The organism is Methylorubrum subtropicum, assembly GCF_038442325.1.
GTDB lineage: Bacteria > Pseudomonadota > Alphaproteobacteria > Rhizobiales > Beijerinckiaceae > Methylobacterium > Methylobacterium subtropicum.
The window spans coordinates 291,094-312,797 of the sequence record NZ_JBBXMW010000002.1 but is presented as its reverse complement, the minus strand read 5'-3'; the positions used below and the strand labels follow the sequence as shown (position 1 = coordinate 312,797).

23 protein-coding genes and 1 pseudogene are annotated in these 21,704 nt (G+C 71.5%); 12 read left to right on the top strand and 12 right to left on the bottom strand.

The features are described from left to right. The first annotated feature begins 92 nt into the window (after positions 1-92). The 9 genes from AAHG03_RS04370 (at position 93) to AAHG03_RS04330 (ending at position 9,548) form a co-directional block, all read left to right on the top strand. The gene (locus AAHG03_RS04370) at positions 93-1,772 is read left to right on the top strand and encodes a GspE/PulE family protein (protein WP_342149037.1); all 1,680 of its coding nucleotides are present in this window, start codon (positions 93-95) and stop codon (positions 1,770-1,772) included. Positions 1,773-1,782: 10 nt separating this feature from the next. Beyond that, the gene (locus AAHG03_RS04365; RefSeq protein WP_342149036.1) at positions 1,783-2,898 is read left to right on the top strand and encodes a PilN domain-containing protein; all 1,116 of its coding nucleotides are present in this window, start codon (positions 1,783-1,785) and stop codon (positions 2,896-2,898) included. Then, the gene (gene gspM / locus AAHG03_RS04360; RefSeq protein WP_342149035.1) at positions 2,895-3,485 is read left to right on the top strand and encodes a type II secretion system protein GspM; all 591 of its coding nucleotides are present in this window, start codon (positions 2,895-2,897) and stop codon (positions 3,483-3,485) included. The genes AAHG03_RS04365 and gspM overlap by 4 nt, the downstream gene beginning before the upstream one ends. Next, the gene (locus AAHG03_RS04355) at positions 3,485-4,174 is read left to right on the top strand and encodes a hypothetical protein (RefSeq protein WP_342149034.1); all 690 of its coding nucleotides are present in this window, start codon (positions 3,485-3,487) and stop codon (positions 4,172-4,174) included. Before gspM ends, AAHG03_RS04355 begins: the two co-directional genes overlap by 1 nt. A 231-nt stretch (positions 4,175-4,405) precedes the next feature. Next, positions 4,406-6,835: a type II secretion system secretin GspD gene (gene gspD / locus AAHG03_RS04350; protein ID WP_342149033.1), complete on the top strand. Its 2,430-nt coding sequence runs from the start codon at positions 4,406-4,408 to the stop codon at positions 6,833-6,835. Between the two features lie 7 nt (positions 6,836-6,842). Then, complete coding sequence (locus tag AAHG03_RS04345) at positions 6,843-7,427, top strand: prepilin peptidase (protein WP_342149031.1); 585 nt, start codon at positions 6,843-6,845, stop codon at positions 7,425-7,427. Then, positions 7,427-8,641, top strand: coding sequence for a type II secretion system F family protein (locus AAHG03_RS04340; RefSeq protein ID WP_342149029.1), 1,215 nt, complete (start codon positions 7,427-7,429; stop codon positions 8,639-8,641). The genes AAHG03_RS04345 and AAHG03_RS04340 overlap by 1 nt, the downstream gene beginning before the upstream one ends. Positions 8,642-8,658: 17 nt before the next feature. Next, positions 8,659-9,102: a type II secretion system major pseudopilin GspG gene (gspG, locus tag AAHG03_RS04335; RefSeq protein WP_342149028.1), complete on the top strand. Its 444-nt coding sequence runs from the start codon at positions 8,659-8,661 to the stop codon at positions 9,100-9,102. A gap of 8 nt (positions 9,103-9,110) precedes the next feature. Continuing rightward, positions 9,111-9,548 carry a prepilin-type N-terminal cleavage/methylation domain-containing protein gene (locus AAHG03_RS04330; RefSeq protein WP_342149027.1) on the top strand — a complete coding sequence of 146 codons (438 nt, stop codon included), beginning with the start codon at positions 9,111-9,113 and terminating at the stop codon, positions 9,546-9,548. On the opposite strand, the gene AAHG03_RS04325 is transcribed toward AAHG03_RS04330, so the two are convergent. From AAHG03_RS04325 to AAHG03_RS04315, 3 genes are all read right to left on the bottom strand, one after another. Continuing rightward, the gene (locus AAHG03_RS04325) at positions 9,545-9,853 is read right to left on the bottom strand and encodes a hypothetical protein (RefSeq protein WP_342149026.1); all 309 of its coding nucleotides are present in this window, start codon (positions 9,851-9,853) and stop codon (positions 9,545-9,547) included. The two genes, AAHG03_RS04330 and AAHG03_RS04325, sit on opposite strands and share 4 nt — an antisense overlap. A gap of 615 nt (positions 9,854-10,468) precedes the next feature. After that, positions 10,469-11,671, bottom strand: a complete 1,203-nt coding sequence (locus AAHG03_RS04320) for a pyridoxal phosphate-dependent aminotransferase (protein WP_342149024.1) — start codon at positions 11,669-11,671, stop codon at positions 10,469-10,471. A 173-nt stretch (positions 11,672-11,844) separates the two neighbouring features. Next, the gene (locus AAHG03_RS04315) at positions 11,845-12,057 is read right to left on the bottom strand and encodes a hypothetical protein (RefSeq protein WP_342149023.1); all 213 of its coding nucleotides are present in this window, start codon (positions 12,055-12,057) and stop codon (positions 11,845-11,847) included. A gap of 74 nt (positions 12,058-12,131) precedes the next feature. Between AAHG03_RS04315 and AAHG03_RS04310 the strand changes: the two genes are divergently transcribed. Together AAHG03_RS04310 and AAHG03_RS04305 are read left to right on the top strand one after the other, a co-directional pair. Continuing rightward, positions 12,132-14,114, top strand: coding sequence for an acyl CoA:acetate/3-ketoacid CoA transferase (locus tag AAHG03_RS04310; protein ID WP_342149021.1), 1,983 nt, complete (start codon positions 12,132-12,134; stop codon positions 14,112-14,114). Positions 14,115-14,128: 14 nt separating this feature from the next. Next, positions 14,129-15,124 (top strand): phytanoyl-CoA dioxygenase family protein, encoded by a 996-nt coding sequence (locus AAHG03_RS04305; protein WP_342149019.1) that lies wholly within the window; start codon positions 14,129-14,131, stop codon positions 15,122-15,124. A gap of 87 nt (positions 15,125-15,211) precedes the next feature. Here the strand turns inward: AAHG03_RS04305 and AAHG03_RS04300 are convergent, their stop codons facing one another. Next, positions 15,212-16,027, bottom strand: a complete 816-nt coding sequence (locus AAHG03_RS04300) for a hypothetical protein (protein WP_342149017.1) — start codon at positions 16,025-16,027, stop codon at positions 15,212-15,214. Between the two features lie 135 nt (positions 16,028-16,162). Between AAHG03_RS04300 and AAHG03_RS04295 the strand changes: the two genes are divergently transcribed. Next, positions 16,163-16,825: a TetR/AcrR family transcriptional regulator gene (locus tag AAHG03_RS04295; protein ID WP_342149016.1), complete on the top strand. Its 663-nt coding sequence runs from the start codon at positions 16,163-16,165 to the stop codon at positions 16,823-16,825. A 48-nt stretch (positions 16,826-16,873) separates the two neighbouring features. Here AAHG03_RS04295 and AAHG03_RS04290 read toward each other — a convergent pair. The 8 genes and pseudogenes from AAHG03_RS04290 to AAHG03_RS04255 all read right to left on the bottom strand — a co-directional run. After that, positions 16,874-17,083, bottom strand: a pseudogene (locus tag AAHG03_RS04290) (FUSC family protein); the annotation flags it as partial. A 55-nt stretch (positions 17,084-17,138) separates the two neighbouring features. Continuing rightward, complete coding sequence (locus tag AAHG03_RS04285; RefSeq protein WP_342149015.1) at positions 17,139-17,567, bottom strand: hypothetical protein; 429 nt, start codon at positions 17,565-17,567, stop codon at positions 17,139-17,141. Between the two features lie 105 nt (positions 17,568-17,672). After that, positions 17,673-17,909, bottom strand: coding sequence for a hypothetical protein (locus AAHG03_RS04280; protein ID WP_342149014.1), 237 nt, complete (start codon positions 17,907-17,909; stop codon positions 17,673-17,675). 447 nt (positions 17,910-18,356) lie between these two features. Then, entirely contained in the window at positions 18,357-19,148 is a 792-nt protein-coding gene (soxA, locus tag AAHG03_RS04275; protein ID WP_342149011.1) for a sulfur oxidation c-type cytochrome SoxA, read from the bottom strand. Positions 19,149-19,156: 8 nt separating this feature from the next. Next, positions 19,157-19,477 (bottom strand): thiosulfate oxidation carrier complex protein SoxZ, encoded by a 321-nt coding sequence (locus AAHG03_RS04270; RefSeq protein WP_342149009.1) that lies wholly within the window; start codon positions 19,475-19,477, stop codon positions 19,157-19,159. A 5-nt stretch (positions 19,478-19,482) separates the two neighbouring features. Further along, positions 19,483-19,965, bottom strand: a complete 483-nt coding sequence (locus AAHG03_RS04265) for a SoxY-related AACIE arm protein (RefSeq protein WP_342149008.1) — start codon at positions 19,963-19,965, stop codon at positions 19,483-19,485. After that, positions 19,962-20,432: a sulfur oxidation c-type cytochrome SoxX gene (soxX, locus tag AAHG03_RS04260; protein WP_412759714.1), complete on the bottom strand. Its 471-nt coding sequence runs from the start codon at positions 20,430-20,432 to the stop codon at positions 19,962-19,964. Before soxX ends, AAHG03_RS04265 begins: the two co-directional genes overlap by 4 nt. Beyond that, a complete protein-coding gene (locus AAHG03_RS04255) occupies positions 20,429-21,661 on the bottom strand; it encodes an FAD-dependent oxidoreductase (RefSeq protein WP_342149198.1) in 1,233 nt (410 codons plus the stop codon). Before AAHG03_RS04255 ends, soxX begins: the two co-directional genes overlap by 4 nt. Positions 21,662-21,704: the final 43 nt, after the last annotated feature.

Below are 21,704 nucleotides of genomic sequence, written 5' to 3'. Positions count from 1 at the left end.
TCCGGCCACCCTCAGGGGCGGCCCGGTGCTGGACGGACCCCGCGGCTTCGCGCTTCTTGAGAAGCGCAAGCGGGCCCGAGCGGAAGACGACGGTGCAGGCAGGGGCGCACAGCACGGACGCGACCGGGGGCGGCGACCTCCTCGCCTTCCTGCGCGCCCGCCACGGCGCCGAATCCGGCGAGTCGCGCGGCACGCGCACCGGCGCGGGCGCGGCGGAGGCGATCTGGCGCGAGGGCCGGCTTCCCCCCGGCGATCTGGCGGACGCCATCGCGGCCTTCCACCGCCTGCCGCGGGCCGAGATCAAGCGCATCGCCGAAGCGCCCCATCTCCTCGACGGGCTGTCGCGGCGCTTCCTGCGCGAAGCCTTCCTCTATCCGGTCTCGGAATCCGGCCGCCCGCTGCTCTGCGTCGCCGACCCCTCGCTCGCCGAGCCGATCCAGGCCGCGAGCCTCGCGCTCGGCGCATCCGTTTCGCTCGCGGTGCTCTCCTTTGAGGAGATCGAGGCCCTGTTCGAGCGCGGCGGCACGGAAGCCGCGCCGGAGCCGGAGGACATCCCGGCCGAGATCGCCTTCTCCGACGATGTCGAGACACTGCAGGACCTCGCCCGCGGCGCCCCGATCGTGCGCGCCATCGACGCGATGCTGGAACGCGCCGTCGAGCAGGGCGCGACCGACATCCACATCGAGACCGGCCGCGAGGACCTGCGCGTCCGCTTCCGCATCGACGGGCACCTGCGGGCCCAGCAGACGCTGGCCAAGCACATGGCCCCCGCCATCCTCTCGCGGGTGAAGATCCTGGCCGGGCTCGACATCGCCGAGCGCCGCCTGCCGCAGGACGGGCGCACCAACGTCAAGGTCGGCAGCCAGGAGGCGGACCTGCGCGTCGCCGTGATGCCGACGCTCTACGGCGAAACGGCGGTGCTGCGCATCCTGCTCAAGGATACGCGCCTGTTGGAGTTCAAGCGCATCGGCATGTCGGTGCGCGACCAGCAATCGATGGAGCGGCTGCTGGCCGAGCCGCACGGCATCCTGATCGTCACGGGCCCCACTGGTTCGGGCAAGACGACGACGCTCGCCACCGCGATCTCGATGCTGAACGACCCCTCCCGAAAGATCGTGACGGTGGAGGACCCGGTCGAGTACCAGCTGCCCGGCATCCACCAGACCCAGGTGAAGCCGCAGATCGGGCTCACCTTCGCGACCGCGCTCCGCTCGTTCCTGCGCCACGACCCCGACGTGATCATGGTCGGCGAGATGCGCGACCGGGAGACGGCGGCCATCGGCATCCAGGCCGCGCTCACCGGCCACCTCGTGCTCACCACGCTCCACACCAACACCGCCGCCGACGCGGTCGTGCGCCTCGCCGACATGGGCGTCGAGCCGTACCTGATCGCGGCCTCCTTGCGCGGCGTGCTCGGCCAGCGGCTGGTGCGGCGGCTCTGCGAGAAGTGCAAGGCGCCCGATCCCCGCGCGGCGGAGGCCGCCCTCGACATCTGCGCCAAGCGCGGCACGCCCGCGCCCGAGCGGCGCGACTACTTCAAGGCTTTGGGCTGCCCGCATTGCGGCGGCACCGGCTATCGCGGCCGGGTCGGCGTGTTCGAGGTGCTGACCATCGATTCCGAGATCGAGCCGCTGGTGCGGCGCGAGCCCGACCCGTCGCGCATCTTAGAGGCGGCACGGGCGCGCGGTATGACCACCATGCTCGACGACGGCATCACCAAGGCGGGGCAGGGTCTCACCTCCCTCGACGAAGTGATGCGGATCACCGGCTAGCGGGGCGATCATGGCGGCCTCGACCCGGATGACGGGATTTTTCGCGCAGACGGCGGCTTTGAAAGGCCGCCTCGGCGCCTCCCCGCTCGTCGCCAAGGTGACGGGCGCGGTCTCGATCCTGCTCGACGCCTTCGTGGCGGCGCTCGAACCGCGCCTCGGCCGCTTCCTCGACCGCAGCCGCCGCGTCGCGGTGGTCGAGGGCGACGGGCTCGCGCTCTACGAGATGCGCGAGGGCCGGGTGACCCCGCGCGGACCCTTCGACGGCGCGGCCCCGAAAGACTTTTCCGGGCGCGGCCTCGAGTTGCGCTTACCCGCAAACCTCTTCCTCGCCCGCACCCTGCGTCTGCCGGATGCCGGCCGCGACTATCTCGGGCCGATCCTGTCCCACCGCCTGGAGCGCCTGACGCCCTGGCGGCCCGACCGGGTGCTCTACGGCTACGACGTGCCCGAACCCGCCGGCCCCGACGGCACCATCGCGGTCGACCTGCTGGCGACCTCCGCCGACCTCGTGGCGCCCCATCTCGACGCGCTGGCGGGTGCCGGCCTCATGGTGACGGCGCTCGGCAGTTCCGCCGCACCCCTCGACGCGCCGCTCGCCATCGACCTCTACCGCGGTCGCCCCGGCGCGGGCGGGGCGAGCCCGCTGCGCCGCCCGGTAGCCCTCGCCGCCGCGCTCGCGTTCGGCCTCCTGATCCCGGCCTGCCTCGCGGCCACGCTTCTGGCGGACTCCGCCGAGACCGAGCAGGCCGAGACCGGATCGCATCTCGTCGCACTCCGCTCGCGGCTCGCCGCCCGCTCCGGCCCCGGCGGCACCCGCGAGGCCGCGTTGCTCGCCGCCAAGCGGCCGGACGCCAGCACCCTCGTGCTGATCGACCGGCTCAGCACGGCGCTCCCCGACGGCACGGTGCTGCGCGAACTCGACGCCGATGGCGCCAAGGTGCGCCTCGTCGGCCGCTCGGACGACGCCGCCGCGCTGATCGGCCTGCTCGAAGGGCAGGGCGGGCTGTCGGCGGTGCGCTTCGCCGCCCCGGTGATCCGCGATGCCGAGCGGCGCGAGGCCTTCGACATCGTGGCGAGCCGAGGACAAGGCCCCTTGCCCGACCGCCAAGCGGAGGCCGGGCGATGAGCGCCGACCCGCGTGTCCCGCCGGCCCTGCGCCGCTGGATCGGCCCCCTCTCGGTCGCCGTCTTCGTCGGCCTGCCGCTGCTGCTCGCCGCCCTCACCCTCGACCGCCTCGCCGCGTGGTGGGAGGCGAGCCGAGCGGTGGAGGAGAACCGCACCCGGACCACGCAGATCGAAGCCCGCATCCGCCGCCTCGCCGCCGAGCAGGTCAGGGCGCGGGAGGGCGAAGGGGCGGAAGCCGCGCGAACCCATTCGGTCTTCCTCGACGCCGCCGCGCCGGGCCTCGCGCGGGCCGAGATGCAGCGCCGCCTGAGCGCGCTGGTCGATGCGGCGGGCGGGCGCCTCATCGAGGTGCGCGGCGAGGACGAGGCCGACGACGGCCGCAGCGTGCTGCTGCGCGCGAGCCTCGACATCGCCAACGATGGCCTGTTCGATCTCCTGGCCACGATCGAGGCCGGGATGCCGCTGCTGACGGTCGAATCGATCAACATCCGCACCCAGGCCGGTCGCGGCGCCGCGGTGGAAGACCCGCAGCCGACCCTGCGCGTCGCGCTGGCGATCCGCGGCCACCGCCGCGAGGGTCGCACGTAATGGGTTTTTCCGCGCGCGCCCTGTTCGCCCCGCTCGTGCTGCTCGGACTGGCGAGCCCCGCCATCGCCGAGAGCCCGTTCGGTTCGCCCGCCTGGGTCCGCGAGCAGGAGGCCCTGCGGCAGGCCGAGGATGCGCGGCGCGGGCGCAGACCCGCCGCGCCGCCCGCGGCCTCGCCCGCTCCGCCCGAGCCCGCCATCGCCGCGGCCCCGCCCGAGCCCGAGGCGCCCGCCGAGACCGCCCTGGCCGAGCCGCCGCCGGAGCCGCATCTTCCGCTGCCGCAGGTCGCCCCGTCGCCCAACCCCTTGAGCCGGATGGCGTTCAAGGATCTCGACGGCTTCCGGCAGCGTCCGCTCTTCGCGCCCTCGCGCCGCCGCCCCGACCAGCCCGTGGCCTACGCGGCCCCTCTGCCTCTTCCCGAGATGCCGGCGAGCCCGCCGCCGGAACTGCGGCTCGTCGGGATCGTGGCCGGCGTCGATCGGGCGGTGGCGCTGGTCAGCCGGCAGGAGGGCGCCTCGCTCAGCCTGCGGGTCGGCGATCAGGTCGATGCGTGGCGGGTGGACCGGATCGCGCCGGACCGCGTCGTCCTGCGCGAGGGCGAGCGCGAGCAGACCTACCGCCTGTTCGCCCTGCCGCCCGCCGCCGCGCCGGGCGCCGGGCTCCCCGCCGGCGCCGTCGTCCGCGTGCCCTGAGTCGGGGGCGGTTCGTCGATTGTGCAGCGCACGCGCTTCGTGAGTTGTCGCGCTCGGCTCGATCGGACCGTGGTCTTGGTTAATCAATCCTCAATGCATTAACCAAAATTTACCAAATTGTGTGTCATATCGAGCACTGCGCGGTTGAAAGCAGTGGTCCGGGTGCGGGCCCTCATGGGCACGGGCGCCCCTCGCCGGTAAGCTGACCGGCGGCCTCATCAAGAGAACCCGATGCCATCGCTCCGGCGCGCCTTGCTCCCATCCCTGCTGCTGGTGCTGGCCGTTCTCGTGCCTGCCGCCGGACAGACCCTGCCGCGCACCGGCCTGACCGGGCCGGAGGTCGGCATGGACCTCTCGGCCAAGCCGATCCGCGGCGGCGGGGCCGCCCGCCCGGCCTCGGACGCCGTGACCCAGCCGGCGCGCGGCGTCGGGCGCAGCCGCTATTTCGGGCCCGAGGACGTCGATCGCACCGCGGGCACCGGCCTCGGCGGGCTGTCCGAGCAGGCGGAGGCCATCGAGATCGGCGGCGGCCCGGCGCAGGATGCGGTGAACGGCGGGGGCTTCCGCCTCAACTTCGAGCGGGCCGAGATCAAGGACGTCGTCCACGCGATCCTCTCGGACACCCTCGGCCTCAACTACACCATGGGCGCCGACGTCTCGGGCCAGATCACCATCTCCTCGCCCCGGCCGCTCTCGCGCAACGAGCTTCTGGCCTCGCTGGAGAGCGTGCTCGCCGGCCAGGGCTTCTCGATGAGCAAGGCCGGCACCGGCTACCGCATCGTCCCGGCCGCCGCCGGGCTCGGCACGGTCAATCTCGGCGCGGGCGGGCCCGGTTACGGCGTCTCGGTCGTGCCGCTGCGCTACGTCTCGGCGGCGACGATGTCGAAGCTCGTCTCCGGCTTCGTCGCCGACGCCGACGGCCTGCGGTTCGATGCGACACGCAACACCATGATCGTCAAGGGCCCCGGCCCGAAGCGCCAGGAGGCGGTGAGCGCGATTCTCGCCTTCGACGCCGACTGGATGCGCGGCCAGACGGTGAGCCTGTTCGAGCTGAAGCGGGCCCGGCCCGAGGCGGTGGTCGCCGAGCTGACCCAGCTCTTCGACACTGGCGAGAACGGCTCGGGGCAGGGCCTGATCCAGTTCAAGCCGATCGGGCGCCTGCGCGCCGTGCTGGCGACCTCGAAGAATGCCGGCCTGCTGCGCCGCGCCGAGGGCTTCGTGCGCGAGCTCGACGGCACCGCCGAGGCCGCCGAGGAGACGGTGTTCGTCTACAAGGCGCGCTACCGCAACGCGGTGGAACTCGCCCGCGTGGTCAACGGCCTGTTCGGCGGCGGCAATTCCGGGATGATGAGCGGGCTCGGCTCGGGCCTGCCCGGCGGCGCCGGTCTCGGCGGGGCGCGCTCCGGCCTGTCGAACGGGGCCGGTTCCGGCCTCGGCGGCACCGATGGCAGCATGGGCGGCGGCGGCATGGGGAGCGGGATATCGTCGGGGGGCATGTCCTCCGGCGGGTCCGGCCTCGGCGGCACGGGCGTCGGCTCGGGCGGCGGGATGAACCAGACCGGCGGAAGCGGCGCCGATCTGCTCAAGGCGCGCTTCGCCTCGGCCTTCGGCGATCAGGCCGGACAGGGCCAGGGCCAGGGCGGCAACATCGACGGCTCGATGATGGGCGGCGGCAGCCTCGACCTGACCCAGCGCTCCGGCAACCGGCGCGTCTCGATCAGCGCCGACCCGGCCCAGAACGCGGTCGTGACCTACACCGACGGCGAGACCTACCGAAAAATCCACGCGGCGCTCCAGCGCCTCGACGCGACCCCGGTGCAGGTCGCCATCAACGTCACCATTGCCGAGGTGCGGCTGACCGACCAGCTCAAGTACGGCGTGCAATACTTCCTCGATTCGAACCGGATCGGCATCGGCTCCAACAAGGGCTCGATCGGCCTGCTCAGCGCCGCCGCGGGCGCCTCGGGCGGCGTGATGAACAAGCTGTCGCCGGGGGCTGCGGGCTTCAACTTCCTCGTCGGCGGCTATTCCGGGCCCGACATCGTCATCAACGCGCTCGACGGCTTCACCGACGTCAAGATCCTGTCCTCGCCCTCGCTCGTGGTGCTGGAGAACCAGCCCGCGACCCTGCAGGTGGGCGATTCCGTGCCGATCACCACGACCCAGGCGACCAGCGTGACGGTGCCGGGTGCCCCGCTCGTCAATCAGGTCGAGATGCGCGACACCGGCATCATCCTCAACGTCATCCCGCGCATCGGCCAGAACGGCGCGGTGACGATGCAGATCGAGCAGGAGATTTCCGCCGTCGTCGATGCGCAGAAGACGCTGACGCCGACGATCTCGAAGCGGCGCGTCGCCAGCATGATCTCGGTGCCCAACGGCCAGACCGTGCTGCTCGCCGGCCTGATCCAGGAGAAGAACCTGCGCGGACGCGACGGCATTCCCTTCCTGAGCCGGCTGGCCAGTGTCGGCGATCTGTTCTCCTCCACCGACAACGCCGCCGACCGCACCGAACTCGTCGTGTTCATCCGCCCCGTGGTGGTGCGCACGGGCCGCGATGCGCAGCGCGTGGCCGAGGATTACCGCGGCCAGCTCTACGACGCCGCCGCCCGCCGCGGCGGTCGCGCGCCCGCCGCGCGGCCCGTGGTCGTGAAGCCGTGAGATCGTCGTGGTCCGGCCCGTCAGCGCCGACGATCACGGCCTCGCCTGCCTCGGTGTAGCGGGCGTCGGCGCGCTCGCGATCCTCGCCCTCGGCACCGGCCCGCTCGGGCTCACCGCGGCCGGGGCGGCGCTCGCGCTGCTGACGGCGCGGATCGCGTGGCAGGATCTCACCGACTTCACCATCCCCGACAGCGCGACGCTGGCACTCGGCCTTCTCGGCCTCGCCTGGCGCGTGGCCGCGACCGTCGAGGCGGGCGAGAGCGTGAGCGCCGAACTGACTTTGATCGCCCTCGATGGCCTGCTCTGCGGCGGTGCGCTGTGGGTCCTGCGGGAAGTCTATTTCCGCCGCCGCGGCCATGACGGGATCGGGCTCGGCGACGTGAAGCTCGCCGCCGCCGGCGGCCTCCTCGTCGGCACCGGCGGCTTCGCGTGGTGCCTGTTCGGCGCGAGCCTTTTCGGGATTCTGCTGCTCGTCGGACGCCGGGCGCTGGCGACGCCCGGCGGGACGCCGGAAGCGCGGCTCGCCTTCGGCGCGGTGCTGGCCCCGGCGCTGGCGCTCGGCTGGCTCGTCGCCGCGATGCCGGTCGGCTGATGCCCGCCTTCGAGTATCAGGCGCTGGACGCGGCCGGAAAGCTCCTCTCCGGCACCATGGAGGCGGAGTCCCGCGCCGAGGTGATGGCGCAGCTCGACCGCAGCGGCTGGACGCCGATCGCGGCCAAGCCCAAGCCGGCGGCGGGCGGTGGTCGGTCCCTGCGCGATCTGCTGACGCCGGAGCCGCGCCCGGAAGAGATCACCGCCATGACCCTCGACCTCGCCATGCTGCTCAAAGGCGGCGTGGCGCTCAACGAGGCGCTGGCGATCCTCGTGCAGATGGAGAGCAAGCGCTGGCTCGTCGCGGTTTTGCGCGAACTCAACGTCGCGCTCTCTCACGGCAAGAGCCTTTCGCAGGCGCTGGCGCAGCACCCGAGACTGTTCCCGCCGATCTACGTGAAGATGGTCGAGGTCGCCGAGACCGCGGGCCGGCTCGAAGAGGCCCTGACCGCGCTCGCCGCCGAGCGCCAGCGCGGCGAGCGGCTGAAGAAGCGCTTCGTCTCGGCGATCTCCTACCCGCTCTTCCTCGTCGGCGCGGCGGTCGCGGTGCTGTTCTTCGTGCTGATCTACCTGATCCCGAAATTCGAGGTGGCGCTTCAGGGGTTTCGCGAGCGGATCGATCCGAGCGCGCTCGTCGTGTTCAATATGTCGGCCTTCCTCAACCGCAACCTCGACGCCGTCGTCATCGGCATGGCGGCGATCCTCGGCGGTGCCATGCTGGTCAACCGCCTCGGGCGCGAGCGCGGCCTGTGGCTGCGGCTGGTCGCGGCCCTGCCGCTGTCGAAGACCGTGCTGGCGCACGAACTCACCGTCACCTTCTGCCGCACGCTCGCCATCCTGGTGCGCAACGGAGTCGACATCTCGACGGCGCTCCGCCTGATCCGCGGCGTCGTGCGCCTGCCCGGTGCCGGGGCCGAGATCGACCGGGTGACGGCGGACGTGCGCCAGGGCAAGCGCCTCTCGGAGGCGCTGACGCGAGGAAAGCTGTTTCCGCGCCACGTCGTGCAGATGCTGCGCGTCGGCGAGGAGGCGGGCGATCTCGCCGACAGCGCCAGCCGGGTCGCGGTGTTCTACGAGGCCAAGCTCGACGCCGCGCTCGGCCGGGTGATCGCGGTGGTCGGCCCGGCCGTGATGGTGGTGGTGAGCGTGCTGATCGCGTGGCTGATCATCTCGGTGATGACCGCGCTGATGAGCATCAACGACATGCTGATGTGAGGGGTGGCGAGGTTTCCATGTCCGGCTTTCTCAAGGCGCTCCGCCGCGACCGGCGCGTCGCCCGCGACACGCGCGGCGGCTTCACCCTGGTCGAACTCCTTGTCGTGCTGGTGATCCTGGGCCTCGTCATGGGCCTCGCCGGCCCCCGCGTGCTCGGCTATCTCGGCAGTTCGCGGGAGAAGACCGCGCGGCTGCAGATCGAGTCGTTCTCCTCGGCGCTGGACCTCTACTTCCTCGACAACGGCCGCTATCCCTCCACCAGCGAGGGCCTCGACGCCCTGGTGAAGCGCCCGCCCGCCGCGGAGGCCTGGAGCGGGCCCTATCTCAAGCAGTCCAACGTCCCCGCCGACCCCTGGGGCCGCGCCTACGAGTACCGCGCGCCGGGCAAGTCCGGCCCCTACGCCATCGTCTCCCTCGGCGCCGAAGGCCAGCGCGGCGCCGGCATGATCGGCAAGGAGTAGTTTTCTCAGTGAGGGCCGGCGCCCGCGACGGCTTCACCCTGATCGAGGCGCTGGTCGCCTTCGCGATCGTGGCGGCGCTGAGCCTCGTCGTGCAGCGCGGTCTGATCCAGTCGCGGGTCGGCTGGGCGGCGGTCGAGGACCGCACCGGCGCCGAGCGGCTCGCCCGCTCCCTGCTGGAAGAGCCGCTGACGCCCGCCGCCGTCGCCGCAGGGGGCCGCGAGGGCATCACCGACGGGCGCCGCTGGCGCGTCGGCCTCCAGACCCTCGACCTGCCGCTGCCGAGCCCGCCGGAGCCCGAGGCCGGTGCGGCCCCGCCGCCGCCCGCCCAGGAGGGTCCGCGCTGGATGCCGTTGCGGGTGCGGATCGAGGTCGCGACCGCGCGGGGCCGCCCGGTCGAGGTCGAGACGGTGCGGCTCGCGCCCTTCCCGGCCCAGACGACGCCCTAACCCGTCTGCCGCGCGTGGGCGATGTCCATCTCCTGCTCGGCATGGAGGATCAGGTAGGCGACCTGATCCTCATCGAGGTCGGCGTCCTTGAGCTTGCGCCGCAACTCGCTCGCGTAGGTCTCGGCCGCGCCGCGCAAGGGCGGCGACAGGGGTGCGGGGAGGAAGCGCAGCAGCAGCGGGCTGGTGATTTCCTCGCGCACGCATCCGCGGTGGTTGGCAAGCCGGCGCAGGCGCAGGGCGAGATCTTCGAGCCGCGATTCCGGCAGGTAGTTGCGGGCGGCCGTGCGGTGCGTGGGACGGGGCATTAACAGCCGGTTTCCTGGGTTCGCGAACCGCAGGATTAGGCCGGCATCCGTCAGCGCTTCGTTTCCGGATTCACCCGAATGTGCCGCATCCACAGGGCGGCGGGCGCCGCTCACGCCCCTGTGTTCGGGGCGGGGATTTCAGGTGGGCCATGCGCCGGAATCGCGGTTCCTGTTCCCCGCGCCTCCGACACGCCTGCAGCCGCTCGGCCCACTAAGCCTCACAGGTGCGATGCAGAGAACTGGTCCGCACCGTCCCGTCACTGCCGGCCCCGCTGCCACGCCGGCCCGAGAGGGCTCGCGAAACCATCGGGCGCATCGGCCGCGGGGAGGGCCCGTGTAGAGGGCCGCGCCGTCCGGGGCAACCGTCGCCGCGGCGACCATTCGCCCTTCGTCCGGCAGGGAACACGGCGCGCCCGGCCGCTTCTCCCCGTCCATCCCCCTCATCCTGAGGTGCCGCGCAGCGGCCTCGAAGGAGGGCTCCAGGGATCGCTGAGCGAACTGGAGCCCTCCTTCGAGGCTCCGCTTCGCGGAGCACCTCATGATGAGGGTATGGGTCGGAGTGCCCATTCGAGGCCGCCGCGGGTGTGGTGACACCTGCGGCGGCCTTGAAAACAATCAGCGCAGCGAGCCGCAGAAGCGCTGGATGCGGCGGCAGGCTTCTTCCAGCGCCGTGTTCGAGGTGGCGTAGGAGATGCGCAGGTTCGGGCCGAGACCGAAGGCCGAGCCGTGGACCGCGGCGACGCCTTCCGCCTGGAGGAGTTCGGTGACGAAGTCCTCGTCCGACTCGAGCGTCTTGCCGGTCTCGGTCTTGCGGCCGATCAGATCGGCGCAGGACGGGTAGACGTAGAAGGCGCCCTCCGGGGTCGGGCACTTCAGGCCGCTCGTCTGGTTCAGCATCGAGACCACGAGGTCGCGCCGCTCCTGGAACGCCGCCTTGAAGCGGGCGAGGTGCTCCTGCGTGCCGTCGAGCGCGGCAACCGCCGCCCATTGCGAGATCGAGGAGGCGCCCGAGGTCTGCTGGCCCTGCACGAAGTCCATCGCCTTGATGAGCTGTTCCGGGCCTGCGGCGTAGCCGATGCGCCAGCCGGTCATGGCGTAGGCCTTCGACACGCCGTTCATGGTGAGCGTGCGCTCGTAGAGGCCGGGCTCGACCTGGGCCGGCGTCACGAACTCGAACGCGCCGTAGGTCAGGTGCTCGTACATATCGTCGGTCAGCACCCAGACGTGGGGGTGGCGCATCAGCACGTCGGTGACCTGCTTCAGCTCGTCGCGGCTGTAGGCGGCGCCCGACGGGTTCGAGGGCGAGTTGAGGATGATCCACTTGGTCTTCGGCGTGATCGCCCGCTCCAGATCCTCCGGCTGGAGCTTGAAGTCGTGCGCCATGTCGGTCTCGACGAAGACCGGCGTGCCGCCGCACAGCACCACCATCTCGGGATAGGACACCCAGTAGGGGCGCGGGATCACCACCTCGTCGCCGGGGTTCAGGGTGGCCAAGAGCGCGTTGTAGATGACGTGCTTGCCCCCCGTTCCGACGATGGTCTGCGAGGCCTTATAGTCGAGCCCGTTCTCGCGCTTGAACTTCTTCACGATGGCATCGCGTAAGGGCACGATGCCGGAGACGGGCGGATACTTGGTCTCGCCGCGGCGGATCGCGTCGATCGCCGCCTCCTTGATGTGGTCGGGCGTGTCGAAGTCCGGCTCGCCGACCGAGAGGCTGATCACGTCGACGCCCTTGGCTTTCAGCTCGCGGGCCTTCTGCGTCATCGCGATGGTCGCGGAGGGTTTGACGCGCGAGAGGGCGTCGGCGAGAAAGCCCATGGGAGAACTCCGAATCTGCGTTTGCGGCCGGGCCCGGATGTCGGTCCGGGCTCCGCGCGCCCTCGTAGTCCCGCGCTGCCGAAGCGACAAGGCCGGGAGGGGACACCCGCCTCCCGCTCCTGGCATTTTTTACACCACGCTCGCGCGGCACGCTGCGGCCCGGTTTCCCGGCGTCAAGCGTCGTCCGCAGCTTGGCGCAATTTTTCTGAGCGATGACAGAAGAGTTTTTCAGGCGTGCGCGGGCAGGCTTTTGCGGTATTGTCAGGTTCAAGTGATGCATTTTCTTGCAGTGCCGAAGTTGTTCGATGCACTGCAATAGCGAATGCATTCAAAATCCAGCCGATCGCGCGAGCCGGACGCTTCCGGGTCGCGGGGTCGGCCTGCATCGTTTCGGGTGGAACGGCGAGGAGCGGGCCCAGCCGCGCCGCCGGGCCGGAAGACGCGGAGGAACGCCGTTTCCATGAAGAAGAACAAGGTCATCACGGCGGAAGAGGCGATCGCGCTGATCCGCGAGAACGACGTCGTGACCACCACGGGCTTCGTTCAGAGCTGCATCCCGGAGGCCTTGCACGCCGCCCTCGAAAAGCGCTTCGTCGAGACGGGTTCGCCGCGGGGCCTCACCCTGATCATGACCGCGGGCGCGGGCGATTCGAAGGGGCTCGGCACCGGGCGCCTGGGGCATGACGGCCTGCTGTCGCGGGTCATCGCCGCCAATTTCGGGCGCATGCCGAAGGTCGCGCAGGCCGCGCAGAACAACCTGATCCGCGGCTACAACCTGCCCCAGGGCGTCATCTCGCAGCTCTACCGCGCCTGCGCCGCCGGTCAGCCGGGGCTGTTCTCGAAAGTGGGCCTGAAGACCTACGTCGATCCGCGCCACGGCGGCGCCAAGGTCAACGATCTGACGACGGAGGACATCGTCAAGCTGGTCGAGGTCGATGGCGAGGAGTGGTTGTTCTACACCGCCACCAAGATCGACGTGGCCTTCATCCGCGCCACCTCGTCCGACCCCTCGGGCAACCTCTCCTACGAGAAGGAGGCGCTGACGCTGGACTGCCTCGCCCAGGCGATGGCGGCGCGCAACAACGGCGGTATCGTCATCGCGCAGGTCGAGCGCATCGTCGATGACGGCTTCCTGCTGCCCAAGGACGTGCGCGTGCCCGGCATCCTCGTGGATTGCGTGGTGCTGGCCGAGCCCGAGATGCACCGCATGAACTACGGCGTGATGCACGATCCCGCGCTGGCCGGACAGATCCGCGTGCCCGTCACCGGCATCAAGCGGATGCCGCTCAACGAGCGCAAGATCATCGCGCGGCGCGCCGCCTTCGAGCTGCCGCCCAACGGCGTGGTCAACCTCGGCGTCGGCGCACCGGAGGGCATTTCTTCCGTAGCCAATGAAGAAAAAATCACCCCTTACATCACCCTGACGACGGAGGCCGGCGCGGTCGGCGGCGTGCTGGCCTCGGGGTCGAGCTTCGGCGCGGCGACGAACGCCGACTGCATCATCGACCAGAACCAGATGTTCGACTTCTACGACGGCGGCGGCCTCGACATGACCTGCCTCGGCATGGCCGAGTGCGACGAGGCCGGCAACGTCAACACCTCGAAGTTCGGCGGCAAGCTCAACGGCTGCGGCGGCTTCATCAACATCTCGCAGAACGCCCGCTCGGTCGTCTTCGCCGGCACCTTCACCGCGGGCGGTCTGGAGATCGCCGTGCAGGACGGCGTCGTGAAGATCGTCAAGGAGGGGCGTGCCCGCAAGTTCGTCACCGCGGTCCAGCAGAACACCTTCTCGGGGCCCTACGCGGTCGAGCGCTCGCAGCCGGTGATCTACGTGACCGAGCGCTGCGTGTTCCAACTCACCCGGGAGGGGCTGGAGTTGATCGAGGTGGCGCCGGGCATCGACATCGAGCGCGACATCCTCGCCCACATGGACTTCGCCCCGATCGTGCGGAACCCCGTGCCGATGGACGCGCGCATCTTCCGAGAAGATCCGATGGAGCTGCTCTCGGACCTGCTCAACCTCGACCTCAAGTCGCGCGTCAGCCTGGATGCCGAGCGCAACATCCTCTTCATCAACCTGGAGGGCTGGTACTGCCGCGTGAAGAGCGACATGGACGAGCTGCGCATGACCATCGTCGAGGCCTGCCGCAAGGCGGGCCAGCGCGTCAACGCGGTGATCAACCACGACGGCTTCCGCCTCAACGAGAACCTCTACGACGACTATGCCGGGATGATCCAGTATCTCCAGGCGAACTACTACGCGACGACGACCCGCTACGCGACCAGCGCGTTCCTGCGCCTGAAGATGGAGGAGGCCCTGACCAAGCGCGGCGTCGCCCCCCACGTGTTCGAGCGCAAGGAGGAGGCCCAGGCCTTCGTCGGCAGCACCGAGGACAAGCGGGCCCGCAAGAAGATCTCGCCCGCCGTCGCCTCGGCGGCCTGACCGGGGTCTTCGCGATGGCCTCCACCGCTGCATCCTCGGCCCTGCACGGCATCGCTGGGATCGAGGATTACTGGGCGCGCAGGACCATGCGCTCCCAAAGCCCTCCGCCGAGCGAGATGGCCGACCGCATCCTGCTCGACGTGCTCGGCCTCGGGATCGAGCAGGCGATCCGGCATCTCGGGCAGATGCAGCCCGAGTTCGATGCCTTCGCGGAGTGGGTGGTGGCGACCGCCGGTCCGCCCGCCCCCGAAAGGATCGCGCGCTACAACGCCTGGATCGCGGGTGAACCGGTGCCGGAGGCCACCGCGCGGGAACTCGCCGCCATCGACGCGATGGCGCCGGTGCTCGACGCCGACGACCTCGCGCACTGGGACCGGCTCGGCTACGTCGTGCTGCGCCGGGCGATCGAGCCGGAGGAAGCCGCCGCGGCCGAGGCCCGGCTGTGGCGCCTCCTCGACGCACGCCCCGACGATCCCTCCGGCTGGTACGGCCCGCGCACCAACGGCATCATGATCCAGCACTTCCAGGACCCGGTGCTGGAGGTGGCGCGGCGCTCGAAGCGCATCCACAAGGCCTTCGCCCAGCTCCACGGCACCAGCGACCTGTGGTCCTCGACCGACCGCATGGGTTTCAACCCGCCGGAGCACGCGGGCTACCGCTTCCCCGGCCCGCACCTGCATTGGGACATGAGCCTCGCGAGCCCGCGCCCGTTCGCGACCGCCGGTATCCTCTACCTCACCGACACGGACGCGAACCAGGGCGCGCTGCGGCTGGTGCCGGGCTTCCACCACCGGCTCGACGGCTGGCTCGCCGAGATCGGCGACGCCGACCCGCGCCGGATCGACTTCAGCGCCGAGGCGGTGCCGATCGCAGGCAGAGCCGGCGACCTCGTGATCTGGCGCCAAGAGCTGCTGCACGGGGCGAGCCCGAACACCGCGAGCCGCCCGCGCATGGTCCAGTACGTCAACCGCTACAGCCCGGCCGAGATCGAGCAGAAGGTGTGGCTCTAGAGTCGTGCCCGACCACGTCGGGTCGGGTCACGCCTTTGGAGCATCGGCTTTCTCCGAAAGCCGGCGGCCACCTTTCGGGCCGATGCGCTAGCCCTCGTACCGCACAAGGACGGCGCCGAATGCCCGGGTATGGCTGCCGCGTCGGCTTGCTTGCGCGGCCACGGGCGACCGTGGCCTCGAGCCTCGGAAAGCTCGCTGCGGCAGGCTTCCGCGAAGCACGTCCGGGCGACCCGGGGCATCACGCCCGATCCGGTCGAGCGTCGCCGGGTCGGTACGGTGAGCCTCGACGACGCCGACCATGACCTTGTTGGCTTCATCGATGATGGACGGGGAAGCGAACAGCAGGAGCTTGCTCCGGATCGCGTAGAGCCCGACCAGTTTCGACGGGTCCTCCGGACCATGCGTGAGCGCATCGCCGAACAAGCGGGATGCCTCGTCGATGAACTCGCCGTACAGCCGCTCGCGCCGAGCCGAGGTCTGCGCGAGGCGCTGGGCCCGGTCCTGAAAGCGTTGCGTCATCCACGTCGTCGCGAACGACGCCAGGGCGCCGATGGCGGAGCCGGCCAACGCGGCCAGCGCGGAGACGTAACCCGCATTCAATCGAAGGCCCTCGCGGAGGAGGTCGGCCGCATCGTCCGGCCCGTCGAGAGACCCCGGCCTGGCGACGTCGGCGGGTCCGGCACGAGGGCGGGTCCGAAGCGGGACCATGGGGTTGCCAGAAGGGCCGGCGGCCGGTCCGATATCGATCGGGAAGGACGAACCGGCCGCCGCACCGCGCGAAACGGAGGCTTCCGCGCGATCCGGGTGATCGCCATTGAACGACGCGTACCCGGCACGAAGCGCGACCGGCTTCCCTCGGGTTACGCGACCGATCCGGCCATCAAAGGAACTCATACGTTTCATATATACCGTTTCGGCGACGGGCAAGGCCGAACCCGGGGGACTCCTCGCGTGTTTTGCAAGGCAATGCGTTCTGAACTATCGCTTCGGCGACGCCTCCCGTATTTCGTCCCGTGTGCGTTTCCAAAAGGGTATGCGATGGCTGCGATCGACAAGGCATCGACGTCGCGACAGCCGGGCCGCCTCGGTCGCCCGCCGCGCGGGTCCGAGGGCGAGGTGACCCTGCGCATCATGGCGGCGGCGAAGCCGGTCTTCCTGCGGGAAGGGTTCGAGGCGACGAGCCTCGACATCATCGCCGCCTCGGCCGGCATGTCCAAGAAGACCATCTACGCCCGCTTCGCCTCGAAGGAGGATCTCTTCGAGGCCGTCATCGTGCGCTACATCGAGGAGCACATCCCGCCCGTCGAACAGGCCGCCACGGGGGACGGGCCGGTGGCGGAGCGGCTGCACCGCATCGCGCTCGCGGTCTTGGAGGTCGCGCTGTGGCCCGACACCATCGCGGCGCGTCGGATCATCGTTGCCGAGGCCGGGCGCTTCCCGGAATTCGCTCGTCTGCTCCACGATTTCGGCGTCGCCCGGGTCGTTCCGTTGATCGAGCGGTGCCTGGAGGAGGGCAACGCCTCGGGCGCGATCGCGGTCGAGGACGTCAGGCTGGCCGCCGACTTCTTCTTCAGCATCGCCATCCGGACCTTCGTCGACCGGGCGGAACTCGGGCTGGAGCGGCCCGGCCTCTCGCACGTCAAGCGCGAGACGCTGAGACAGGCCGTCGACTTCTTCATGAAGGCCTGTCGCCCCGGATAAAGCATCGTCCCGAAAGGGGGCCCGGCTTTCGGAAAAAACGATGCGCCAGAACACCTTGCTCGCCGCAGCCCCCCGGGTCTGCTGGAACACGATGCCGACGCAGACCGCCGCGGAGGATGCACCGTCGAGCTGCAGCCAGAACGCGACGTACAGGGCGAGCATCATCGCGAGCCAGAGCCGGATGCCCGCGCCCCACACGGGGGCCGGGATGGCGGCGATGCGCAGGGAACGGTCCGCCCGGAGGGACGCGGCGCTCATGCGCGCGATCCGCGGCGGATGGCCCCGGCGCGACCCGGCCCATCGACGGCGGCGTTCACGGCGCCTCCTCCGGTGCGGCGTCGTAGGACCGACCCCGGGCGAGCGCGCGCGGCGGCGCCGCGGCGACGACCGTGGCCGGGTCCGCCGGACGCGCGGGCAACATGGCGGCGACGGACGCGACCAGGCCTGCCATCATGCGGAGATCCTCGGGTCGGCGCGGGTCGGAGGCGACGCGCTCGGCGTCCGCCTCCAGGCGCAGGTTGCACGCCTTCGACGGCAGGCCGTGATCGGGCGTGCAGGCGTCGTGGCGGGCGCAGGCGGCGTCGAGGGCATCGACGGGGGCGAGCGGGGCGTTGTTGCCCGGACCGCAATAATTGCCGTGGACGAGCAGGGTCGGACGACCGGGCATCGGCCCGGATTGGGCCAGCGCCGGTGCGGCGACGAACGCGGCCAGGAGCATCGGGGCGGTGATCTTGAGGAGCATGTCGCGGGTGCCTTCTGCGGTCTCACCCCCTCAGGTGAAGCAATAAATCCTTGTGCCGCATCGGCTTTTTTCCGAAAGCCTGCGGCCGCCTTTCGGGCCGATGCTCTATCGGCCGGCGGTCCGGACGGAGGACCCGGTGTCGGACCCCTCGAACAGCGCCTGGCAGCCGGCGGTCAGCTCGGCCTTCCGCTGCTTCAGGCAGGCCGCGATCCGCTCGCGGTCCGGGATGGCGTCGAAGCAGAGCCGGACGGCATCGCCCCGGCACAGTCTGGCTGCCTCGGACGCGTCCGCCTGGGGGGCGAGGCCGGACAGAAACGCGGCGAGGGCGAGGCGAGCCGGCACGGTCCGTCGTCGCGGGTGGCGCGGCGAGCCCGCCTCCCGAGGGACGGGAGGAGCGCGACGGCCAGGGGGCGCGGCGACGGACGGGAAGGCGGCGCTGGGGCGCGAGTGCGGGTTCATGGATGTCGTCCTTGCCGGGAACGCCGCGGACCGTGCGGGGATGCGGCGTGCCTTGTCCGGACATAACATAAAAGGAACTCATGGGTTCCTTAAGTGCTACGACCCGATGCAACTGTCGATCCGTCGCGCGTGACGCGTCGCCGGCCCGCCCTGCCCGCAGCGTCAGCCAAGGCGTCGGAGTCTCGCGGGGCGTCGCGGTCGGTTCGAAGGGGACGGGCCGGCCCGTTTACGTCCTGATCCGGACGCAGGCTCACCCACTGCTTCGTCGGCACGTTCTACGGGCCGCGGGTGCGGCGTAGGGCGGACGCGAGACCGATCCCGGCGCGCGGGTCACGGGCGCACGGCCGGCGCCTCGATGGGGAGCGGGGCGGCCCGCGTCGCGAGATAGGCTTCGAGCGCGATGGTTTCCGGCGCGCCGTACGCGAAGGGCTCGGCCCGCATGCCGGTGAGACAGTTGCGCAGCCGCCGCTGTAGCGAGCCCAGACCCTGCCATTCGAGGCGGTAGAGGGGGTAGCCGGTCGGATGCCCCTGCGGGATCGTGGCCGAGCCGAGCCGGCGGCCCCAGTTCCCGTCGTGGCAGATCGCGCAGGACAGGCCGAGCTGGCCCATCCGCGCCTCGAACAGCGCGCGTCCCTCCGCCCGCGCGGGTGCGAGCCGGGCGTCGTCCGGCGGTGCGATCGGCTGACCGCGGGATTGCGTGGCGACGAAGGCCGTCAGCGCCAGGAGATCGGGGCTCTCATGGGCGAACGGGTCCGCGCCCTGATGCGTGCGGCGGCAGGCGTTGATCCGGCCCTGCAGGTCGATCGGACGGGCGGTGCGAGCGTCCCAGGCCGGGTAGCGCGCGGCCACGCCGCGCATGCTGGCCTCGGCCTCGCCGTGGCAGCCGGCGCAAGCCGGGCGGTCGGGGCTCGGCGGACGCGTCCAGAGGTCGGCCCCGTCCGCGACGGCGAGCATGCCGGGATTGGCGTCGTCGTCCCGCTGCATGGCCTGGATCTCGGCGCCCATCTGGTCGAAGCTCGAACGCCGGTCGGTCGGCGCGATCGGCTCCGCCCGGAGCGGGGCCGCCGTGAGCAGCAGCGCCACGAGGGCGACCGGACGCGAAAGACCTCGGCGGCGCGGCATGACGGCGCTCAGGCGACCGTGATCGCCGCGAACTCGGTCTGCTCGAACCCGCCATCGCCGCGCCAGGTGAAGCTGAAGCGACCGCTCCTTGTCGCGACCCAGGTGAAGGTCAGGTAGGGGTTGGCGGCGGACGCCGGAAACAGCTCCGCCCGGAAGATGTCCTCGTCCTCGAAGCGGCAGACGAACTCCGTGACGATGTTGCGCGGCAGGATGCGTCCGTCCGCGCCGGGGCGGAAGCCCGTCTCCATCGGGTGCGAGATCAGCGTCTTGATCGCGATCACGTCGCCGGACTTAGCCGTCTTGGGCAGGTTGATCAGGGTGCGGGCCATCCGGGTCAGCCCTCCAGGCAGGCGGCGAGCGTGACGATCGCGTCCGCGCTCGCGGACCAGTAGGTGCCGTCGCTCATCTCGGCGATCGCCGTGATGCGCTGCGTGTCGGCGAGCCGGATGCGTGTGGCGACCTGGGCGCGGCCGGCGCCCGGCCGCAGGTGGAGCGTGACGACGTTCGGCTGCGGGTTCTTCTCGTTGAACACGCCGATGCGGCGCACGTGGTCCTCCCGCGTCATCGGGCTCTCGACGGAGACCGAGAGCGGCACCGTGTTGCCGTTGTCCACGAGCGGGGGCAGATCGAGGCTGACGCGGCCCGGTCGGATCGGGTTGTCCCCCGCGAAGCGCCGGATGGCGGATTCGGTCGTCTCGCTGCGCGGCTGCGCCGCCGCGGCCGGCCGCAGCGCGACCGCCAGCGCCGTTCCGGCCGCCCCGGCGATGACCCGGCGCCGGTCGATCCCGCCCGCCCGTCCCGTCTCCCCGGTGCTCATGGTGTTTCCTCGGGCTCGCGCAGGGTCGCCAGGAAGGCGACGACGTCCTCGATCTCGGCCGCGTTCAGGATCGGGCGCCCCTGCCACGCCCGGCCCACGCGGGCGAGCCCCGACAGGCTGTAATAGGATGGCATGATGGTGTCCGGGTTCAACACCCGCCCGTCCACCAGCCGCAGGCGCAGCTGCGCCGGGCTCCGCCGGGAACCGACGCCCGCGAGATCGGGGGCGAGATTGCCCTGGAAGCGCTCCTCCGGGAACGGCCCGGCATGGCAGAGCAGGCAGAGGCCGCGGGTGCGGTCCGCGACGATGGCCCGGCCGCGGGCCGGGTCGCCCGGCGCCCCGGTCAGGGAGGCGGGGATCGCGTCGCCGACGATGGCGTAGGGGGCCAACTCCTCCGCCTGCGCCACCGGGGCGGCGAGCACCAGCACGGCCGCGACGAGACAGCCGGCCCGGGGGCTCGGCCTCACCCGAACACGTCCCGGGTGATCGTCCGGTACCAGCTCTCGGCATGAGCCGACTCCTGAGCGCGGACGGCGTCCGGCGCGTCGAGCGGGCTGATGCCGCCGGCCCCCGGCACATCCGCCAGCAGCCCGTCGGCGGGGCGGAAGACGCCCACGATCGAGATGCCGTAACCGGGGGCGACGAGGCTCCAGCAGGTGTTGATGAGCTTCGGCTCCTGGGGCGCGCGCCCGGCCAGCAGGTCGGTCACCGCCTGCGCGCAGACCTTGCCCTGCGCGTTGGCCGAGAAGGCGGATTTCGGCATCGCCCCGGCGATCGCCGCGTCGCCGATCACGTGGATGCCTGGCACGAGGCGCGACTCGAAGGTCGCCGGGTCGATCGGGCACCAGCCGCTGCGGTCGGTGCAGCCGGAGAGCGCCGCGATGCGGCCCGCGCGCTGGGGCGGGATGATGCAGGCGACGTCCGCCTTGAACTCGGCGAAGTCGGTGCGCACGATCATCGCGGCCGGATCGACCTCGCTGACCTGCCCGCCCGCGGCGAGCGGCACGTATTCGAGCACGTCCGGATAGAGCGTCGCCCAGGCCGCCTCGAACAGCTTCTGCTTGGAGAAGGTGTCCTTGGCGTCGAGCAGGATCAGCTTCGCCCGCGGCTTCCTCGCCTTCAGGAAATGGGCGATCAGGCTGGCGCGCTCGTAGGGGCCGGGCGGGCAGCGATAGGGGTTGGCGGGGGCTGCGAGCACGACCGTCCCGCCCTCCGGCAGGGCGGCGAGCTGGCGGGCGAGCCGAACGGTCTGCTCCCCCGCCTTCCAGGCATGCGGCATGACCGCGGCGGCCCCCGCATCGTAGCCCGGCACGGCGTCGAACCGCATCTCGATGCCGGGCGAGAGGATCAGCCGGTCGTAAGGGAGCACCGTCCCGTCGCCGAGGCGCACCCGGTGCGCGGCCGGATCGACCGCCTCCGCGCTCGCGCGCACGAGGCGGAGCCCGGCCCGGCCGAGGGCGTCGTAGCCGAACGTCTGTGCCTCGATGCCGCGCAGGCCCACCACGACCGCGTTGCTGCCGGTGCAGGCGACGTAGCGCTCGCTCGCCTCGACGAGGGTTACGTCGACGCCCTCCGCGGCCAGCGCCCGCGCCGCCGTGGCGCCGCCGAACCCGGCGCCGACAACCACGACCCGCGGAGGCGTGCCGCTGCGCGCCGGGCGCGCCAGGGCGACGGCCGCGGCCGCCCCGCCGATCAGGGCACGGCGGGTCGGCGCTGACGCGTCCCGAGAGCTGCGCCCG

Coding starts and splice junctions, on each gene's coding strand:
- AAHG03_RS04355 (WP_342149034.1), top strand. CDS start 3,485: ATGGGTTTTTCCGCGCGCGCCCTGTTCGCCCCGCTCGTGCTGCTCGGA.
- AAHG03_RS04295 (WP_342149016.1), top strand. CDS start 16,163: ATGGCTGCGATCGACAAGGCATCGACGTCGCGACAGCCGGGCCGCCTC.
- AAHG03_RS04315 (WP_342149023.1), bottom strand. CDS start 12,057: ATGCAGGCCGACCCCGCGACCCGGAAGCGTCCGGCTCGCGCGATCGGC.
- AAHG03_RS04270 (WP_342149009.1), bottom strand. CDS start 19,477: ATGGCCCGCACCCTGATCAACCTGCCCAAGACGGCTAAGTCCGGCGAC.
- gspD (WP_342149033.1), top strand. CDS start 4,406: ATGCCATCGCTCCGGCGCGCCTTGCTCCCATCCCTGCTGCTGGTGCTG.
- soxA (WP_342149011.1), bottom strand. CDS start 19,148: ATGCCGCGCCGCCGAGGTCTTTCGCGTCCGGTCGCCCTCGTGGCGCTG.
- AAHG03_RS04310 (WP_342149021.1), top strand. CDS start 12,132: ATGAAGAAGAACAAGGTCATCACGGCGGAAGAGGCGATCGCGCTGATC.
- AAHG03_RS04365 (WP_342149036.1), top strand. CDS start 1,783: ATGGCGGCCTCGACCCGGATGACGGGATTTTTCGCGCAGACGGCGGCT.
- AAHG03_RS04325 (WP_342149026.1), bottom strand. CDS start 9,853: ATGCCCCGTCCCACGCACCGCACGGCCGCCCGCAACTACCTGCCGGAA.
- AAHG03_RS04300 (WP_342149017.1), bottom strand. CDS start 16,027: ATGAAACGTATGAGTTCCTTTGATGGCCGGATCGGTCGCGTAACCCGA.
- AAHG03_RS04320 (WP_342149024.1), bottom strand. CDS start 11,671: ATGGGCTTTCTCGCCGACGCCCTCTCGCGCGTCAAACCCTCCGCGACC.
- AAHG03_RS04305 (WP_342149019.1), top strand. CDS start 14,129: ATGGCCTCCACCGCTGCATCCTCGGCCCTGCACGGCATCGCTGGGATC.
- gspM (WP_342149035.1), top strand. CDS start 2,895: ATGAGCGCCGACCCGCGTGTCCCGCCGGCCCTGCGCCGCTGGATCGGC.
- AAHG03_RS04340 (WP_342149029.1), top strand. CDS start 7,427: ATGCCCGCCTTCGAGTATCAGGCGCTGGACGCGGCCGGAAAGCTCCTC.
- AAHG03_RS04265 (WP_342149008.1), bottom strand. CDS start 19,965: ATGAGCACCGGGGAGACGGGACGGGCGGGCGGGATCGACCGGCGCCGG.
- AAHG03_RS04285 (WP_342149015.1), bottom strand. CDS start 17,567: ATGCTCCTCAAGATCACCGCCCCGATGCTCCTGGCCGCGTTCGTCGCC.
- gspG (WP_342149028.1), top strand. CDS start 8,659: ATGTCCGGCTTTCTCAAGGCGCTCCGCCGCGACCGGCGCGTCGCCCGC.